The sequence below is a fragment of the Tepidisphaeraceae bacterium genome (assembly GCA_035998445.1).
Classification (GTDB): domain Bacteria; phylum Planctomycetota; class Phycisphaerae; order Tepidisphaerales; family Tepidisphaeraceae; genus DASYHQ01.
In genome coordinates this window covers 142,649-158,745 of the sequence record DASYHQ010000013.1, presented here as the reverse complement: position 1 = coordinate 158,745, position 16,097 = coordinate 142,649, and the positions used below count along the sequence as shown (strand labels likewise).

General features: G+C 62.4%; 17 protein-coding genes and 1 other RNA gene. 9 read left to right on the top strand and 9 right to left on the bottom strand.

Annotated features, from left to right (window positions below; all coding sequences use genetic code 11):
* Positions 1-75 precede the first annotated feature (75 nt).
* On the top strand, positions 76-705 hold the full coding sequence (locus VGN72_03995) for a hypothetical protein (protein ID HEV7298502.1): 630 nt from the start codon (positions 76-78) through the stop codon (positions 703-705).
* A gap of 156 nt (positions 706-861) precedes the next feature.
* On the opposite strand, the gene VGN72_03990 is transcribed toward VGN72_03995, so the two are convergent.
* Positions 862-1,713: an NAD(+)/NADH kinase gene (locus VGN72_03990; protein HEV7298501.1), complete on the bottom strand. Its 852-nt coding sequence runs from the start codon at positions 1,711-1,713 to the stop codon at positions 862-864.
* Between the two features lie 206 nt (positions 1,714-1,919).
* Positions 1,920-2,018, bottom strand: an RNA gene (gene ffs, locus VGN72_03985) — signal recognition particle sRNA small type.
* A gap of 111 nt (positions 2,019-2,129) precedes the next feature.
* On the opposite strand from ffs, the gene nth reads away from it, so the two are divergent.
* Entirely contained in the window at positions 2,130-2,840 is a 711-nt protein-coding gene (gene nth / locus VGN72_03980) for an endonuclease III (protein ID HEV7298500.1), read from the top strand.
* 169 nt (positions 2,841-3,009) lie between these two features.
* Here nth and VGN72_03975 read toward each other — a convergent pair whose 3' ends face one another.
* Positions 3,010-3,444 carry an EamA family transporter gene (locus tag VGN72_03975; GenBank protein HEV7298499.1) on the bottom strand — a complete coding sequence of 145 codons (435 nt, stop codon included), beginning with the start codon at positions 3,442-3,444 and terminating at the stop codon, positions 3,010-3,012.
* A 93-nt stretch (positions 3,445-3,537) separates the two neighbouring features.
* Between VGN72_03975 and VGN72_03970 the strand changes: the two genes are divergently transcribed.
* Together VGN72_03970 and VGN72_03965 are read left to right on the top strand one after the other, a co-directional pair.
* On the top strand, positions 3,538-3,876 hold the full coding sequence (locus tag VGN72_03970) for a co-chaperone GroES (GenBank protein ID HEV7298498.1): 339 nt from the start codon (positions 3,538-3,540) through the stop codon (positions 3,874-3,876).
* A 65-nt stretch (positions 3,877-3,941) separates the two neighbouring features.
* Positions 3,942-4,331 carry a hypothetical protein gene (locus VGN72_03965; protein ID HEV7298497.1) on the top strand — a complete coding sequence of 130 codons (390 nt, stop codon included), beginning with the start codon at positions 3,942-3,944 and terminating at the stop codon, positions 4,329-4,331.
* A gap of 113 nt (positions 4,332-4,444) precedes the next feature.
* Here the strand turns inward: VGN72_03965 and VGN72_03960 are convergent, their stop codons facing one another.
* On the bottom strand, positions 4,445-5,626 hold the full coding sequence (locus VGN72_03960) for a HAMP domain-containing sensor histidine kinase (protein ID HEV7298496.1): 1,182 nt from the start codon (positions 5,624-5,626) through the stop codon (positions 4,445-4,447).
* A gap of 84 nt (positions 5,627-5,710) precedes the next feature.
* Positions 5,711-6,307: an HAD-IA family hydrolase gene (locus tag VGN72_03955; GenBank protein HEV7298495.1), complete on the bottom strand. Its 597-nt coding sequence runs from the start codon at positions 6,305-6,307 to the stop codon at positions 5,711-5,713.
* A gap of 108 nt (positions 6,308-6,415) precedes the next feature.
* On the opposite strand from VGN72_03955, the gene VGN72_03950 reads away from it, so the two are divergent.
* Complete coding sequence (locus VGN72_03950) at positions 6,416-8,119, top strand: S26 family signal peptidase (GenBank protein ID HEV7298494.1); 1,704 nt, start codon at positions 6,416-6,418, stop codon at positions 8,117-8,119.
* Positions 8,120-8,170: 51 nt separating this feature from the next.
* Here VGN72_03950 and VGN72_03945 read toward each other — a convergent pair whose 3' ends face one another.
* Positions 8,171-9,133 carry a glycosyltransferase family 9 protein gene (locus VGN72_03945; GenBank protein HEV7298493.1) on the bottom strand — a complete coding sequence of 321 codons (963 nt, stop codon included), beginning with the start codon at positions 9,131-9,133 and terminating at the stop codon, positions 8,171-8,173.
* Between the two features lie 124 nt (positions 9,134-9,257).
* Between VGN72_03945 and pyk the strand changes: the two genes are divergently transcribed.
* The 4 genes from pyk (at position 9,258) to efp (ending at position 13,174) form a co-directional block, all read left to right on the top strand.
* Positions 9,258-10,763: a pyruvate kinase gene (gene pyk / locus VGN72_03940; GenBank protein HEV7298492.1), complete on the top strand. Its 1,506-nt coding sequence runs from the start codon at positions 9,258-9,260 to the stop codon at positions 10,761-10,763.
* Between the two features lie 108 nt (positions 10,764-10,871).
* Entirely contained in the window at positions 10,872-11,453 is a 582-nt protein-coding gene (locus tag VGN72_03935) for a hypothetical protein (protein ID HEV7298491.1), read from the top strand.
* A gap of 153 nt (positions 11,454-11,606) precedes the next feature.
* On the top strand, positions 11,607-12,317 hold the full coding sequence (locus VGN72_03930) for a DNA methyltransferase (GenBank protein HEV7298490.1): 711 nt from the start codon (positions 11,607-11,609) through the stop codon (positions 12,315-12,317).
* A gap of 302 nt (positions 12,318-12,619) precedes the next feature.
* On the top strand, positions 12,620-13,174 hold the full coding sequence (gene efp, locus VGN72_03925) for an elongation factor P (GenBank protein HEV7298489.1): 555 nt from the start codon (positions 12,620-12,622) through the stop codon (positions 13,172-13,174).
* A 256-nt stretch (positions 13,175-13,430) separates the two neighbouring features.
* Here efp and VGN72_03920 read toward each other — a convergent pair whose 3' ends face one another.
* The 3 genes from VGN72_03920 to VGN72_03910 all read right to left on the bottom strand — a co-directional run bounded on the left by VGN72_03920 (position 13,431) and on the right by VGN72_03910 (position 15,951).
* Entirely contained in the window at positions 13,431-14,090 is a 660-nt protein-coding gene (locus tag VGN72_03920) for a nucleoside monophosphate kinase (GenBank protein ID HEV7298488.1), read from the bottom strand.
* Positions 14,091-14,370: 280 nt separating this feature from the next.
* Positions 14,371-15,138, bottom strand: coding sequence for a ChbG/HpnK family deacetylase (locus VGN72_03915; GenBank protein ID HEV7298487.1), 768 nt, complete (start codon positions 15,136-15,138; stop codon positions 14,371-14,373).
* Between the two features lie 54 nt (positions 15,139-15,192).
* Complete coding sequence (locus tag VGN72_03910; GenBank protein HEV7298486.1) at positions 15,193-15,951, bottom strand: sugar phosphate isomerase/epimerase; 759 nt, start codon at positions 15,949-15,951, stop codon at positions 15,193-15,195.
* Positions 15,952-16,097 lie beyond the last annotated feature (146 nt).

The window sequence follows — 16,097 nt, the reverse complement described above, 5'->3', positions numbered from 1 at the left end:
ACGCCTGCGGCTTTCCAGTTTCACTTCCACGCAAAGGGCGTCATAATGGCACTGGCGGACTAACCAGGAACGACTATGCGATGGATCTTCGGCCTCGGTGGCATCCTCATCACGCTGCTCGTGATCGTCATCATGCTCTCGGCCAAAGGTGGGCCGGGCGATTACACCGTCACGGTGCTGCAGAAGGGCAAAGAGGCCCGGGTCGAAGCCAACCAGCTGGCCGGCAAGGACGCCGACGGCATGCGCACCAGCGACTCGATCGTGATGGAGGCCGTGCCCGCGGGCAACCGCACCGGGGCGCTGCTGGTCTCTAATATTGTGGTTGGCGGGCCCATGGAGACCTATTTTGGTCTAAAAGCCGACGACAAGATCATCGAGGTTGGCCCGCAGCGCGTACGCGACATCGACGACCCCGAACTCGCCAAGGCGCTTACGCTGGAAGCCTACCAGCGCCGCCAGACGCTCGTCGTCGACCGTGGTGGTGCGAAGTTCGAACTGCCCGGCAACATCCCCCTCGACGGCGGCGTGCCGGGCGTCCCCGGGACGCCAGCTACCCCCAGCGCCCCGACCGCCGGCGCGACCACGCCGGATGCCACCGCCGCCCCCGCAGCGCAAGATGCCACGCCCGCGGCGCCGAAGCCGGGCCGCTCCAGCATCTACGATCAGGTGAATAAGATCCCGGGCGTGCAGCCACCGTCGCACTAAGGAAGGCGCGGGTACTAAGCGTAACTCCGCCGGCCTATCGTCCTCCTGAGGTACGCCGAAGGATCTCTTCTACTTCAAGTACGAATACGGGGGAGATCCTTCGGCGTACCCCAGGATGACCAATATAGCGCACGCCGCGGTTGCCGCGATGCGGAGCTACTTCCGGTCCGTGTACCGCGGCGTGGCGGCCCAGTGTAGTTTATCGGCCAAGCTCTTCCACTGGCGCGTTCGCGGGTTCTCAACCAGCCGAACGTCGTTCGGGCTACGGCTGACCAGCACGCGGTCGCCCTGCTTCAAGGGCGTGCTTGCCTGACCATCGCAGAAGAGCGTCGTCCCCTCGTTCAACCGCATGCCCAAAATCTCCACGACCGCGTCGCCGGCGACCACCACCGGGCGGAACGAGAGGCTGTGCGGGCAGATCGGGGTGATGCAGAGCGCGTCGACGTTCGGGTCGATGATCGGCCCCCCCGCCGACACGTTGTACGCCGTCGAACCGCTCGGCGTCGCCACGATCACACCGTCACCGAAATAACGAATGCCCCCTTCATTGGCGACGCAAAGCTCCAGCTCGATCATGTGAAACGGCGCGCCCGCGGTGATGACCGCGTCGTTCAACGCCGTCGCGCGAAACGTCGGCTCAGTCGACCCCGGCGGATAGACCAGCGCCTGCAGCGCGCTACGATTCGTGATCGGCAACTGCCCGCGGATGAACGCCTCGAGCCCTTCCTTCATCTGCTCAGGCGTAAAGCTGGCCAGGAAGCCGAGCCGGCCAAAATTGACGCCCAGCAGTGGAATGGGCCGACCGTTCAGTCGGCGGGCGGTCGACAGCAGCGTGCCGTCGCCGCCCAGCACCAGCACCACGTCGGCGTCGTGATCGGCCAGCGTGTTCTGTCCGTTGCTCTCGACGCCCACGATCTCGCACCGCTGTGCCAACCAGGGTCGAAGTTCCTCGAGCGCCGCGGCGACCGCGGGCTTGTCTGTCTTGGCAACGATGAACAGGCGCGTCATGCCCGCGATCTTACTGGCAAGCGCCCGAGGTTGTTAGCGTTTCTAAAAATACGAGGAGATCAACGCTGAGGCGCAGAGGCAGCGCGGAGTGGTGCGCGGAGGAAACCTGGACTGATCTTGCCTTCTCTGCGCAACCTCCGCGCCTCTGCGTTGAGTATTTCCTTCAGAAGCTGCGAAGGACTATCGCATGAAAAAGGCCACCGGAAAGCGGCCGGGGACACGACGGCACAGAACCGGTTCTGTTTAGGGCTGCTTCCTTTCGGACCTGACCCGGTTCACAGCCGACCCTTGCATCGGACCCGGCCGCTTTCCAGTGGCCAGTCGATCTATTGTATGGCAGTTGGCCGTCATTGCCAAATGGACGGCACCAAGTTCGCGCGCAGGCGGTGGCACGCTTACAACTTAATCTATTGGACATGGCACGGATGCCGGCCGTCTCTCGTCCGAAGTCCACCGCACCCGCCTCGGTGCCGTTCGACATCCACACCGCCATGCAACGGCTGCGCGACGTCACCCGCCCTTGGCCGAAGGCGGCGATGTTCCAGTTGCACGAGGAAGGCTTCAGTTCCGTCTTCGAAATCGTGGTCGCCTGCATCATCTCCATCCGCACGTTCGAGGAGGTGACGATCCCAACGTCAAAGAAGCTGTTCGCCGTCGCCCGCACGCCGGCCCACATGGTGAAGCTGTCCGAGGAACAGATCGATGAGTTGATCGGCGCCTGCACGTTCCATCGCCCCAAGGCAAAGCAGATCCGCCAGATCGCCGAGACCGCCGTGCAATCCCATGATGGCAAGGTGCCGTGCGACTTCGATGTACTGACCGGCTTCGCCGGCGTTGGCCCCAAGTGCGCGAACTTGGTCCTGGGCATCGCCTGCAACGACCCACACGGCATCGGCGTCGACATCCACGTCCACCGCGTCACCAATCGCTGGGGTTACATCGCCGCCAGCACACCTGAAAAGACAATGGCCGCTTTGCAGGCGGTGCTACCGCGGAAGTACTGGGTGGAGATCAACAAACTGCTCGTGCCGTTCGGCAAGCACGTCTGCACGGGTAAGGCACCGAAGTGTTCAACGTGCCCGCTGTTCGACATGTGCGCTCGCGTCGGCGTTGAACAACATCGCTAAGCATTTCCATCTTCATCTCCACATAGCAAGGGCGTCCCGCCCATGACTGTCCCCGAAGCGGAAGACCTAGTTCGAGCCAAGCCATGCTCTTCACCCAGCAGAACAGCTCTGCTTTCTGTTCTACTTTAGTCATGGGCGAGACGCCCATGCTACGTGAAGACCGCGCTCGTCACCCTCGCGGCAGCGACGCGAAATACGCCCCGACGGCGATCATGCCGACCCCCAACCAGTTCATCCCGCTCGGCCGATCGCCGAGCAGAATTACCGACAGCACGACCGCGATCGGCACGCTGAGCTTGTCGATCGGCGACACCTGCGACACTGCCGCCAACTGCAGCGCGCGGAAGCCAAAGATCCAGGATAGTCCCCCCGCCACACCGCTGAGGATCACCATCGAAAGCGCCAACGGCCGGTCGCGCAACGCCGCGATGTGCTGTAGTCCACCCATCGTCAACACGAACACGACGACAAATGCAGCTTGCACGACACTGCGCGCCGCCGTCGCGATGTCGGCGTTCAGTCCCTGCATGCCGATCTTGCCAAAGATGGAAATCGCCGCCGCGCAGACGGCCGCCAGTAACGCGTAGATGAGCCAAGTCGCCATGGGCTCAAATTGTGTCCCCAGAACGGCGTCAGCGAAAGCCGCCGAGGCCGCCGTAACTTCTATCGCCTATCTGCTCCGCTATAATGATGCGATATGGCCACCCGCCCCACCGCCCGAACCCCTGAGTACGATCTGATCGAACCAATCGGCAAGCGCGTTGTTATTCGCAAGGATGACAACAAGCGCGAGACCAAGAGCGGCATTGTGCTGCCCGACACGCACGAGATCCCCGTTATCACGGGCCGGGTCATCGCGATCAGCAAGGCGATCGAGAACGATGAGGACCACACGATTCGCCAGTACGACAAGGTGCTGTTCGACCCGCGCGAGGCGATCCCGGTCGAGATGGAACACGACAATCGGCTGTACGTTGTCAGCCTCGACCGCGTGCTGGCAATATTCCGACGAACTCCCGCAAAAGCAGAGTCGTAAATAGCCGTCCTCAATCGGCGATCCACCCTTTACCAATCGCCGGCCCCGGCCCTACGATATTCATTATGGCTAAGAAAATTCTTCTCGTCGGTCACTGCGGTCCGGACAGCAGCTACCTCCGCATGGCGATCCGCAAGGCGGAGCCGACCGCGGAGATTCTGATGGCCGACGCGCCGCGTGAGCTTACCGATGGTCTGGCCAAAGGGGTCGATTTGATCCTGTTCAATCGCGAGTTGGGTTATGGCTTTGACCAGCCAATGGGCGTCGACGTCATTCGCACGCTGAAGCTGACGATGCCGAACCAGAAGATGATGCTTGTCAGCAATTATCCCGACGCCCAGCAGGCCGCCGAGGCAGCAGGGGCGTTGCCCGGATTTGGGAAGCGCGAGATCGGTGGGACCCGCGTGACGGAGTTGTTGAAGGACGCGCTCGGTTCGTCGACGTCGCCGGTGTAGAAGCGGTTTCGCGATCGATTTTGCCTTGTATGCTTTTCGCCATAGGAGCTGCGCTCCTGCGGCGAAGAGAAAGCGGTTTAGAGACCGAAGTGGGGGCAATACTGCGACGAGGGCTACTTCGTAGCCAGATTCGTTGCCTGCAATGACGGGACGGCGTCGGTGGCCGGGGCGGCGATCGGCAAGCGGGAGTCTGGCAGCAGGATGGTAAAGCGGCTGCCGGAACCCTTGCGGCTTTCCACCAACACGTCACCGCCCCAGTGCCGTGCGAATCGGCGGGAGATCGTCAGCCCGAGACCGAAGCCCTTGGCACGGTCACGCTCGTTGTTACCGACCTGCACGAACTCCTCAAAAAGCGTCTCGGTGACGGCGGGGTCGATGCCGATACCGGTGTCGATCACGTGCAGCTCGACGCTGGCGCCCCGCGCGTCCACCTCCACCCGTACGCCGCCCGTCTCGGTGAACTTCACCGCGTTCTGGACCAAATTCGTGATCACGCGCTCGAGCTTCTCTACATCTACATGAATCGTCAGGTCGCCCGGCACGTTGTTGCGCAGCGTCAGCCCGCGCGCCTGGGCGGCGGCCTGATGGCGCTGAAGGATCTCGTCGACCAGATCGGCGAGGTTGCACGGCGATCGCTTGACCGGCTCGCTTGCCCAGTCGAGCCGGGCGTACTCCAGCAGCGTGTTCAACAGCTCGGCCGTCTCGCGGGCGTTGGCGCGGATGTCGCGCAGCGACTCGGTGAGCGCGGCGGAGTCCTTGTTGGCCACGCTCATGTCGGCCAGGTGCGACTGCAGCATGATCGCGTTCAGCGGCGTGCGCAGGTCGTGGCTGATCGCGTTCAGGAAGAAGCTCTTGCGCTTGCTCTCGCTGCGACTCTCGGCGAGGTCGGCGGCCAATTCCTCGTTGCGGCCGATTTCGTTGTAAACGACCTTCAGCCCCCGCGCGCTCAACGCGTAGCGCCAAGTGTTGTAGACGAGCACCATCATGAAGATGTCGTACAACCGCCACGCCGGCCAGAACATCTTGATCGGGATGAACAGGTAACCGCAGAGCCCGCAGAACAGGAAGATGTTCCGCATGCTGCGCAGCGCGTGCTTGGCGGGGACATGGTCGGGCAGCGTGCGCTCGTTGCGCCACCAGTGCATCATGATCAGCACGTACCCCGCCGCCACCGCCAAATCGAGCCCGACGGTGATCGCGACCCACAGGTTGTCGTGGGCCATGCAGTGATACAGCGACATGTACTGGTTCGTGCCGCCCGAGAACCAGTCGATGAAAGATTGCAGGCTCGCCATAAGGTTCAATCTTTCGTTATGCGAAGCCTTACGGATGCTCCGTAAGACCCGGATCACCGGCCACCGAAGCGGCCGGTCCGGCCATTAGGGACTTGGCTTTGCCACGCGCAGCGGACGGATGTCGATCACCGTCATGCCGGCGGCCGTCGCTGATTCGATGCCGAGGTCGGCATCCTCAAACGCGTAGCAGAGTTCGGGCTGCACGCCGATCTGCCTGGCAGCCTCTAAGAAGATGTCCGGCGCCGGTTTGCCATGCTGGACGTCGTCGGCCGTCACTAAGACGCTGAAGCGGTCGATCAGCCCCAGCGCGGTCAGCGTTTTCTGACAGGTCACCCGCGTAGCCCCAGTGGCGACAGCCATGGGCAATTTGCCGCGGTAGTCGTTGACGATTTGTACAACGGGTTCGATCGGCAGCACCTGAGGGATGAATTCTACGAACAGCCGCTCCTTAAGTTCGGCCGATTCCTGCACCGGCAGGCGATAGCCGTGGCGCTCGTTCAGGATCTCCATGATCCGCACAGTCGGAATGCCGGCCATCTCGTAAAAGAGCGCTTCGGGGAAATCGTGCCCGTAAGCACCCAAAGCGGCCGTCCAGGCCTTGTAGTGCAGGGGCATTGTGTCGGCGATCGTGCCGTCACAGTCGAAAACAAGACCACGGATATGCGGGGGAATGGTGACCATACTTCTTCATGGAATGTTAACGGACTCGGCAGGTTCGTTCCATGCCCGCGGCACGGAATAGCTATGTCCGCTTGTTCTTCACACCGCCAGTCGTACCATCTGCCCGATATGACCGATTCCGGCACCACGCCCTCCGCTTCCGATCCTTCGAAGCCTGCCCCACGGCGCGCAGCCGTATCGCAGCAGACGAACGTGCAGGAGACGATCGAATCGATCCTCGTGGCGTTCATCCTCGCGTTCATCTTCCGCGCGTTCGTCGTCGAAGCCTTCGTGATCCCGACCGGCTCGATGGCCCCCACGCTGCTCGGGGCGCACATGCGCTTCTTCTGCCCGGACTGCGGCTACAAGTTCACCGCCAACTACAGCTCACCCCGGTCGGAAAGCGACGACGTCTTCATTCCCGCCCAAGCCGAGGGCGTGCGTGGGCCGCGCGGGACCGAACCGCGGGTTTACCCGATCCACTGCCCCAACTGCGGCTACAAGTTGCCGAAGGTCGACCCGCAACGCCCCACCAACGACGCGACATCGCCGCCGGTGCATCATGGGGATCGCATCCTCGTGATGAAGTACCTCTACCTGTTCAACGAGCCCCAGCGGTGGGACGTGGTGGTCTTCAAAAGCCCTGACAGTCCGGAGCTGCACGACTACACGCAGAACTACATCAAGCGCCTCGTAGGCAAGCCCAACGAGGTCGTCATGATCCTGGACGGCGATATCTACGTCGCCCCCAACACCGGCACCCCACCGGCACCCGCGGACTTCGTGGTTCAGACCAAGACCGCGAGGGTGCAGGATGCGCTGTGGCGCGTCGTGTACGACAACGACTTCCATCCAAGTGGCGAGACGCGTGCCCGCGACTGGCGCCAGCCCTGGGCTCCAACGGAAGGTGCCGGCTGGAACCTGTCGCTCAACGGAGGTCGTACGTTCCGCTTCGACACCGACAGCGGCACCAATCGCGGCACGCTTCACTTCGACGCCGCTGCCATGCCCGAGACGTTTCCGTTCCAGGACTTCCTTGGTTACGACCAGACCTACTGGGACCGCAACCTGCTCAACGTAGCCGCAAGGGGCGACCTGTGGGACGCGCCGCTCATGCCGCCCCGCCATACCGTGGCCGACCTGCAGCTGTCGGTGGTCTACGAGCGCCAAGCTGGCGATGGGCCGCTTCGCCTGCGGCTATCTAAGGAACGTGACGTATTTACGGCAGAAGTGCTACCCGACAGGGTGCGCCTGCTGCGCGCCACCGACGGTGGCGAACCCACCTTGGTAGGCGAGAAGTCCATGAGCTTGGATGGCAAGGTTCGCGTGGCCTTGCAGAACGTCGACTATCGCGCCAGCATCATCGTGAACGGCCAGGAGGTTGTCGCGACCGGTGCCGATTACGCCCCGAACGTCGAAGCGCTCATCACCGCCGGCGGTGGACGGATAAAGCCCTTGCCCACGGCCGAGATCGAAGCAGTCGACCAGACCTGTGACGTGAGCCACGTCGGCTTGCACCGTGACATCCACTACATCAACGCGGGCCCGTCCAACGAATTGGCCCGCCCGTGGGGCAACCCGCGCAGCCCGATCTTCCTCGGTCCCGACGAGTACTTCGTCTGCGGCGACAACTCGCTCATCAGTGGCGACGCCCGCGTCTGGAGCAGCCCGATCAACCTGCCCGGTGAAGACCTCGTCGTAGAAGCTGGCCGGGTGCCAGGCCGATTCATGTTGGGCAAGGCATTTTTCGTCTACTGGCCGGCCGGCTACAAGCCATTGCCAGGATTGCCGGGACTGGCACCGAACTTCGGCGAGATGCGGTTCATCCACTAGATAACTGGATCGCGCCGTAAGGGCGACACCTGCGTCGCCCTTACGGAACGATCAGTCATCCGAGGCGTCGGCAAGCTTCACATCCGGCGCGGCATCCGATGTTGCAATTAGTGCGTTGATCCGCGCCAAAACCTTGTCGATTGCGATCGCTTCCCCTTCCAACACGCTCACGCGCGGCCCAACGGGCGCCCATACTTTGGCGTTGGGTCGGACGAGAAGCGCGACGGTCGGCACGCCACACATCGCCGCCAGGTGCGTGGGGCCACTGTCGTTGCCGACATAGACGGCGGCGTCGATCAACGACGCGTGCAGGTGCACGTAATCGGTCGGTTCGATCAGCTCGCCGTAAGTCGACAGTTGCGCGATCTGTTCAGCCATGAGGCATTCGCGTTCGACCTCTCCGACCAGAAACCGCACCGGCCGGTTCATCGCCTTCACTCGCCCAGCCATTTCGATGAAGTTCTCCAACGGCCAGTTCTTGGTTGGTGATCCACTACCAGGATGAATGACGATTGCCTGCCCCACCGTCCGCCGGGCCGCGACACCGCGATCGCGGACGGAGCGTAGGATCTGTTCGACCGCAGTGGCGACCGCGGGGCGAGCAGCGAGGGACTGCATCAGATGTTCCACCACGTGTCGCGCGTCGGCATCGTCAGCAGGTGGCTTGGTCGGCAGGTGCAACAGGTCGGCCGCCGGGGCCAGTTGCGCGATGTTCGCGGACCATAAGGTGTTCGGGCCCGCGCCGAAGTCGAAGATTGCATGCGCGCCGCTCAAAGCGCGCAACACGGGTTCCGGAGGGTTTGGCCGTTCACTGAAGAGCGTCGGCCAACCCGTTTCGGCGTCGAGCGAATCGACGCCCAGCACCCGCTCGGCCAACCGCCCCTTCGAGCTTGCCGTCACGTACTTGATCCGTGACTGCGGATATAACCGCCCCAGCGCGATCGCCAGCGGCCACGTCAGCACGAAGTCGCCCAGCGCCGCCTGATGGAAGATGAGCACGTTGCGTCGAAGCACGATTGCGTGAGCATACGCAAAGTCTGGCGTGGGAGGAAACCGCCTCCCCCCGCCGCCCGCATTTGACACGCGCGCCCGCGTGAAGATGATTCACCCTTAGGCCACGCGCGCACGCTGACACACTATGATTCGCACTAAGATCATCGCCACGATGGGTCCCGCCACCCGCAGCACCGAAACGCTTTACAAGCTGTTCGAAGCGGGCGTCGACATTTGCCGATTGAACTTTTCGCACGGCACGCTCGACGAGCACCTGCTCATGCTGCGCATGATCCGCGAGGCCGCTGCCCGGTTCGATCGGCCCATCGCGGTGTTGGGCGATTTGTGCGGCCCGAAGATTCGCTTGAGCAAGATTGCAGACGTCGATGGTACCGGTGGGCTGCCGCTGGAGGTCGGCGATACGCTTGTCATTCAGCGCGAGCCGATCGTCGGCAACCTCATTGATGGCGAGAAGCGCGTCAGCAGCATCTACGACCGCTTCGTCGACGACGTGCAGGTTGGCGACCGCATCCTGATCGAGGACGGTTTGATCCGCTTCGTCTGCGTGGAAAAGGACCGCAACGAAGTTCGTGCCAACTGCACGGTCGCTGGCGTGCTGAAGAACAACAAGGGCATCAACCTGCCCAACACGCACGTGAATGCCCCCAGCATTACCGAACGCGACTGGGAATGTGCCGACTGGGCGATCGAGAACGACATCGACTACGTCGCCCTCTCGTTCGTGCGCAGCGCCGAAGACCTCAACACACTTCGCCAGCATTTGCGCAAGCGCAACAGCACCGCCCATCTGATTGCCAAGATCGAAAAATCGGAGGCGATCAAGCAGATCGACGAGATCATCGATGCGTCCGACGGCCTGATGGTTGCGCGCGGCGACCTGGGCGTTGAGATGGACGTCGCCGAGGTGCCCATCCTGCAGAAGGACCTCATCCGCCGTTGCCAAAACGCGGGCAAACCGGTGATCGTGGCGACGCAGATGCTGCAGAGCATGGTGGATGCCGCCAGCCCGACGCGCGCCGAGGTCAGCGACGTTGCGAATGCGATCTACGACGGCACCGATGCCGTCATGCTTTCCGGCGAAACCAGCGTCGGCAAGTTCGCGATCGTCACCGTTCACACGATGGCGCACATCGCCGACGTCACCGAGCGCTATCTTACGAAGAACCGCACGCACGAACCTGCGATGCGCCTCAAAACGCTGCAGATGTCGGCCGCGGTTGCCAAGGGCGTCTACCAGATGGTGCAGGAACTGGGCATCAAACTCGTCATCATCTGGAGCCAAAGCGGTGAGACCGCCCGCATCTTCAGCAAGACGCGCTTCCCGGTGCCCATCATCGCCATGAGCAGCGACCACGGCGTGCTGCGTCGAATGGCGTTGCACTACGGTGTGGTGCCACAGGAGATGGTTCCACCGGACGACATCACGCATCTGGCCGCCGATACCGATCAGGTCATCCTCGCCCGCAAGTTCGCCGAGGCGGGCGACCGCATCATCATCGTCGCCGGCGCCAGCATGGGCACGCCCGGCACGCTCAACGGGGTCTTCATCCACACGGTTGGCGAACAGTTCAGCACCAATCCACTCGACCGCCCCTCGGGCAACAGCGTCGCGATCGACAGCGGCGTGTGAGACGTAAGGGTGAAGGATGAAGGTGGAACGATGACACAAGAGAAGCAGAACAACGCGGGTCGCGGGAAGGCCTTGTTCACCCTTCAGCGTTCTTCCTTACACCTTGCAATGTGCGTAACGCTCGCAGGCTGCGCCACCAAGGGTATGCCGCAGATCGATCCGCTGTACGCGCCGATCGAGACGGCCTCGCTCGACTACTGGTTCGATCGGCCACCAAGCGTGGTCGTGCAGGACGTGGACTACGACCGCCTTTGGAAGGCCTGTGAAGATGCGGTGGACGACCGGTTCTTCGATTTCGAACGTCGCGACTATCGCAGCGGCATCCTCACCAGCCGACCGCTGCTCGGCGGGCAACTGCTGGAGTTCTGGCGGCGCGATCTGCCCGATGCCTACTCGATCGCCGAAAGCAGCCTGGGCACCGTTCGGCGGACGATCCAGTTCGAGCTGCGCGTCGTCGGACCGTTGGTCGAGGCTTACCCCAAGGTGGTCGTCGAACGCCGCGCCTCGCAGGACCGCCGGGTGACGCTCGGCGTCTTGAATCGCAATGCGCTGTCCGGCGCCACGGTGCAGGGCTACAACGACTTCGACCCACCGGTGGCCAACTACCCGCAGTACTGGTACGCCGTCCGCCGCGATGAAAACCTGGAGGCCAAGCTGGCCGAGGACGTGAAGCGGCGATTGCCGGATTGATCTCCGATTCCTCTCCCGGCAATCCGGAAGAGGCTAGGCTAGGTTACGGTGATTTCCTTCTTACAAGAATTGTCAGCAGATCGAAATCACCCTCACCCTAACCCTCTCCCGAAGCATGCGGGAGAGGGGACCAACCGATATCCTTTCCACGCAATGAAGTTCAAACGACCACCCCTCCGCATCCAGCCCACCACCCTCTGGGACTACCCTTCGCAAGACTACGGCGAAGGCCAACAGGGCCGCCCGGGCTATAAGGGTGCCACGCCCAGCTACATCATCTGGAACCTGCTGCAACGCTACACGAAGGAGAAAGACCTCGTCATCGACCCCTGCTGTGGCAGCGGCACCACACTCGATGTGGCGCGCGACCTGAACCGCAAAGCACTTGGCTACGACGTCCACCCCAGCCGAAAGGACATCTTCCGCGTCGACGCGCGCAAGCTGCCACCCGAGCTGACGGGGAAAGCCGACTTCGTCTTCATCGATCCGCCTTACAGCACGCATTTAGATTACGGCGACGACCCCCGCGACATCGGCAAGCTCGACGCCGCCACCGGCGAGTACTACACCGCCATGGAACAGGTGATCGCCGATATCGTGCGCGTCTTAAAAACCGGCGGCCACATGGCGCTCTACGTCAGCGACAGCTACGTCCACGGGCAGAAGTTCTACCCGCTTGGCTTCGAACTGTTCCAGCGCATGCAGGCGGCGGGCCTGGAACCCGTCGACATCATCTCCGTCGTCCGCCACAACAAGACGTTGGAGATGGGCAACTACCGCAAGGCAGCGGAAGAGGGAAACTTCTACCTGAGGGGGTTCAATTACCTGTTTATCATGCGTAAGCGTTCCGCTTCGTCAGGTTGAGCGGCGTCTCTGAACTCAGAGTCTCCTGCTCTGTCTCGCCCCCTCTGTTAAAGCAGTTCCTGTAGTGGCGACGCCTGCGTCGCGGTCGGCGCGAAGCGTCGAATCACGCCGGGATTCGGGGCTGCGCCCCGACCGCGACGCAGGCGTCGCCACTACAGGATGATGACGGAAGCCAAAGTCGAGACAGAGCAAGCGTCTCCCGGTTTCCGGCAATTGTATGAAGCATTGGATGAGCGACCCGTTTGACGCCACCTGCGCCTGCGGATAACCTTCGGGACTCTCGAAAATTAGAGGAAAACAACATGCGAGCAAGCGATATCAAGAAGGGCCAGGCCGTCATCATTGATGGCAAGCTGTACGTCGTCGTCGGGGCCGATCACAACACGCCGGGCAACTTGCGGGCGAAGGTGCAGTTCAAAATGCGCGACGTGTCGAAGGGCACGATTCAGGACAAGCGCGTCGGCGCGACTGACGACATCGAGACGGCCACGCTGGACCGCCGGCAGGTCGAGTATCTCTACAGCGACGCAGACGGGCACGTGCTGATGGACCTGGAGACGTACGATCAGGATACGATTCCGAAGGAAGTCTTCGGCGACGACATCCTCTACCTCAAGCCGAACACGACCCTGATGGCCATGTTCCACGAGGGCAAGATCGTCAGCTATGAACTGCCCAAGACGGTCGACCTCGCCGTTGCCGACACCGCCCCGGGCATCAAGGGCGCCACTGCCACAAATCAGCAGAAGGACGCGGTGATGGAGACGGGTTTGAAGACCCGCGTGCCCCCCTTCATTGAGGTGGGCGAAGTGGTACGCATCAGCACCGAGTCCGGCTCGTACCAGAGCCGCGCGTAAGCTGCGGCGATCGATTGGAACTGAATAAAACGAGGCACGGACCGCAGGGTCCGTGCCTCTCTTCGTTTTGCAACGGCCGTGGCATGGGCGTCTCGTCCATGCTTGTCGTGAGGCGGCACGATTCAATTTGTGGCAACTGCCTGGTCGAAGCGGTTTGCCACTAAAAAATCTTCATTCTAATCCACAGGCATGGGCAAGACGCCCATGCTACGCGGTGAAGCCGCTAAACCGCCACGCGGTTAAGCGCATCGCCCGTCTACGTCGTCACTGCTGCCGCGGCGGCATGCGGTTGGACCGTAATGAGGTTCGCCGAACCGCGGCCATCGTGGGCCTCTTTGATCGGCACCATCACGCTTAGGATCTCGCTCAGCACCCGGATCTGGCTGAGCGTGGAGTCGATGCGCACGATTTTGTCGGCGGAGTAGTAGTCCAGCACCGGCCGCGTCTCCTGCTCGTACACCTCCAGGCGATGCTGGATCACCGTGTCGTTCGCGTCGTCGAAGCGGTTCTCCTTCAGCGCGCGGCGCTTCAGGCGTTCGACCATCTTCTGCAGGTTGTCGGTGCGCAGGTAGATGATCTTCACGACGTCGATCGTGTCCTCCAACAGCTTCGCCTGCGTGAGGTTGCGCGGGATGCCGTCGAGCACCAAAATCTGGCTCTCGGGGTGAAACTGGTTCACCATCTCCATGCCTTGGATGAACTGCTTCCAAAGCTTGATCGTGAACTCGTCGGGCACCAGCTTCCCCTCGCCGGCGTACTCCCAGAAGATGCGGCCCATCTCGCTCTGCAGGTCCAGCGAACGGAAGATGTCGCCGGTGGCGCTGTGGAAGAAGCCGGGAATCTCACCGAGGATCTTCCCTTGCGTCCCTTTGCCGCTGCCGGGAGCTCCGAAGAGGAGGATGGTCTTGTAGCGCATGCCACCGATGTTAACCGAAGGCTCATACCGACATAAAGCCCGGAGTCGGCTGTTCGAAAATCGCACCGGTCCAACACGGCCAATCTCGGGTATTGAGTCGCCTTCGCTTCCAATTTCGCCTGATTCCGAGGGATTTCGGGAATTTGGATTACGCCTGAAATCCCCACGGATGCACCACCGTGTTATGACGCTTCAACAACTTTCGTCAGAACTGAAAGATGCGATGACCGGTCCGTACTTGTCAATAAACGGCGGCGCAAGGGGCCGGTGACGTGGAACATCAAGTAGACGGATTCGCGTTCGCCTGCACGTACGTGACCGCGGATACGTCTCGTTGCGAGAGCAGGACATCGAGCGCCGGATCGAGCAACAATGCAAGATCCGCCTGCCGAGCACGAAACTCGGATGGGTCGCGACGGTCAGGCGGGTCGGAAGGCGAGGGCGCTTCGGGGTGCGTGATGAACACCCGCGCGTCGGTGGCCGAAAGACCGGGTTCGATTTTGTCCAAAGCCGCGGCGATGCGATCTAGCTGCCCGTCGCCGGCCACATCCTTGAGTGACAGATGAGCGAAACGGGCGGCTACGATGAGCCCTTCCCGATCAGCGAGTTCACAGATCAGGTCGCGCACGCCGGGCAGCCAACCGACGCCCATGTGTTCATCGACGTACGACACGGTTAGCCCGGCCCGCCGAAGGGTCGCGAGTTGGGCTTCGATCTCGGCGCGGATTTGAGCGCGGTCCGCATCGCGCTCGTGAAGGGCTGCCGGCGAGCGGGTGAATGTGCCGTCGGGCATTACCAGCGAACCGACGTCCGCCGCTGGCAAGATGGGACCCCATCGATTGTCGGACCACTCGCAGTTCAACGTGACGTGCAGTCCGACACATACACTGTTCCCCATCTCGCGCAGCGGACCGGCGAGCGCATCGAGTGCGGGACCCACTGCCATCACCGAGGCGTTCGGCAGTCGCCGGGCCCGGCATGCCGTAAGGATGCCGCGGTTGGCGGCAAGCGAAGCGCCGGCATCATCGCCGCGAAGGATGAGCTGCATAAGTTGCTCTCCGAAGGTTCCCACGTTGCAGGACGCGGCCGATCGCGATCCGGATTAGACCAGACCGTACTCCTTCAGATTCAGGAAGCTCACGGTCGCGGTCTCCATGGCGGTCAGGTTGCGCAGGCGATCCTGTTCGACCACGACCCACTCGATGCCGAGTTCGATCGCCGTCTGTACCGATTCTCGCACCGGCACCACCCCGGTGCCCACGGCGGTGAACGCGTGCTTATCGTTCAGGCTGTGCATGTCCTTCACGTGGATCGCCGGCACACGGCCAGCCAGCCGTCGCAGGACTGCGATGGGGTTCTCGCCGCCAAACGCGACCCAGGCAATGTCAATCTCGAACGCGAGCGCCCTGGGATCGGTGTTGGCGACGAGCATGTCGAGCGCGTAGAGGCCGTCGTACGTGGTTTGGAACTCGTGGCCATGGTTATGGTAACAGAGTTGAATGCCGTCCTGCGCCAATTGCCGGCCGGCTGCGTTGTACATCTCGGCATCGCGCAGCAGCGCATCGCGATCGTCACACGGGCCCCACCACACCGTGACCCTTGGCGCCCCCAGCGACTTCGCCTGCTGGGTCACCTGCGACAGGTGATCGCGCACCGCCTCGCGGCTGGCGCCAATCGTCAGCACCTGCAGCCCCAGCCCGTGAAACCGCTTCACGTTCTCGGCAACGTCGCCTTCGAGCAGGCGGCCCGGCGCTTCGATGCCGCGGTAACCGATGGCCGCCACCTGCGCCATCGTTCCCCAGAAATCATCGCGCGCCAGCTCGCTCACAATGCCGATCAGTCCGACGTTCGCTTTCGACATGTCATTCAGTGTAACCAACGGCCACGGTCCGTCGCCATTGAAACGAGGCACTTACCGTCAGTTGCCCTTGCGCGGGCGAGCCGCCAAGTATCCCCAGTAGCAGCTCGTGGGGCCCATTGTCCGTTCGACCCACCACGGTTCGCCTC